Raw genomic sequence first — 1766 nt, 5'->3', positions numbered from 1 at the left:
TTCCCGTCTCTGCCTGCCCCGGTCCCGGCCCTGGTCGCCTCCGGTCCCCGTCCCTGTCGCCCCCCGGTCCCCGTCCTCATCTCCCGTCCGAACCCCCATCGCCTCACAGCCCACCGGACGAAACCCCGGCCGCCACCAGATGCCGAGGGTTGTGCGGCACCATGCCGAGGGCTGTTCGGATTTCCGGGGCCGAAATCCTTGACGAACCCTCGGCATCTCATGATCACGTGACCGCGGTTCGGGGGTGTCGAGGCGCTTGGCGCTCCATTGCCACTAATTGCTATAGATTCATCGCTTTTAGTGGTGGATCTCGTCTCGTCGTCACGGGACGCCCATGACGATGCGGTCGGGGGCCGAATAATCCGTGGCGGGTGGCGCGCGGGCATGATGGGTTTGGTGTTCGGGTCGCGGTGGCGGGTGCCGGGTGGGCTCGCATGATCGATACGATGGAAGGGCGCTGCTGGATGGGCGGACGTCGGCGGGCCGCAGGTTGGCCGCGGACGGGCCGCGGACGGGCGCGGCGATTCGGGTGGACGGGTCACGGGTTGATGGACGTAGGTCGCTCGGCGTAGGTCGCTGGACGTGGGTCGCGGGTACTCGCGGATGATGGACGGTGTAGGGAGAAGGGGCGCAGACGGTGCCGAGGGAGCAGGGGCGTAAGGCCATCGCGCAGAACAAGCGGGCCCGCCACGACTACGAAATCCTCGACACGTACGAGGCGGGGTTGGTGCTGCGCGGCACCGAGGTGAAGGCGCTGCGGGCCGGTCGGGCGTCACTCGTGGACGGGTTCGCCCAGATCGTCGACGGTGAGGCCTGGCTGCACAACGTGCACATCCCGGAGTACACCGAGGGCACCTGGACGAACCACGCCCCACGGCGCAAGCGCAAGATGCTGCTGCACCGGGCCGAGATCGAGAAGCTCGTCGGGAAGACGCAGGAGGGCGGCCTCACCCTCGTCCCGCTGAGTCTGTACTGGAAGGACGGCCGGGCGAAGATCGAGATTGCCCTGGCCCGTGGTCGCAAGGCCTACGACAAGCGCCACGCCCTCGCCGATCGGGACGCTGCCCGCGAGATCAGCCGCGAGATGGGCCGCCGGGTCAAGGGCCGCTACAGCTGAGCACCAGCCGATCCGCCGCTTCGGCCGGTCCCTCTGACCCGGCCAGCACCTCGGCTGGCGCCAGCACCTCTGCCTCTGTCGGTGTTGGCGCCGGTGCTGGCTTCGGCGATGGCGATGACGGCGGGTTGTCCCGGTTCGAGGCTCTGCTCACCCCGCAGGGGGCCGAGGTCCTGGCGGCGGCCTGTGCCGTCTATGCCGGGCCGGGCGGGCCCGGGGCGGTCGCGGCCCGTGAGTTGGCCACAGGTACACGACTGCGGGCCGAGGGGGTGCCGGCCGAGCTGGTCGCGGTCGCGTTCAGCCAGGCGGAGCTGCGCCGTCATGCCCAGGCCAAGTTCGCGCTCGCGGAGCGGATGTTCTTCACCCGCGCCGGCCTGGAGCAGGCGTCCTCGCAGGCCGCCGCCGCGCATCGGGCCGAGCGCTTCGCGGGCCTCGCCCGGCTGGCGGATCTGTGTACCGGTATCGGCGGTGACGCCCAGGCCCTGGTCCACGCGGCGGACGGCGAGGCGGGCACGGCCGACCGGGAGATCCTGCTGGTCGACCGGGACCCGCTGCACCTGCGGATGGCCGCGCACAACGCCGCACTCGACGCCGCGACGGACAGCGCCGCGACGGACAGCGCCGCGACGGACAGCGCCGCGACGGACAGCGC

General features: G+C 71.1%; 1 protein-coding gene and 1 pseudogene. Both read left to right on the top strand.

Annotated elements, in window-relative coordinates:
- Positions 1-637: 637 nt before the first annotated feature.
- Positions 638-1117 carry an SsrA-binding protein SmpB gene (gene smpB, locus G6R24_RS20670; RefSeq protein WP_163550796.1) on the top strand — a complete coding sequence of 160 codons (480 nt, stop codon included), beginning with the start codon at positions 638-640 and terminating at the stop codon, positions 1115-1117.
- A gap of 125 nt (positions 1118-1242) precedes the next feature.
- Positions 1243-1766: pseudogene (locus tag G6R24_RS20665) on the top strand (class I SAM-dependent methyltransferase); the annotation flags it as partial.

It is taken from the genome of Candidatus Frankia nodulisporulans, assembly GCF_902806475.1.
GTDB classification, from domain to species: domain Bacteria; phylum Actinomycetota; class Actinomycetes; order Frankiales; family Frankiaceae; genus Frankia; species Frankia umida.
This window is presented reverse-complemented; position numbering and strand designations above follow the sequence as displayed.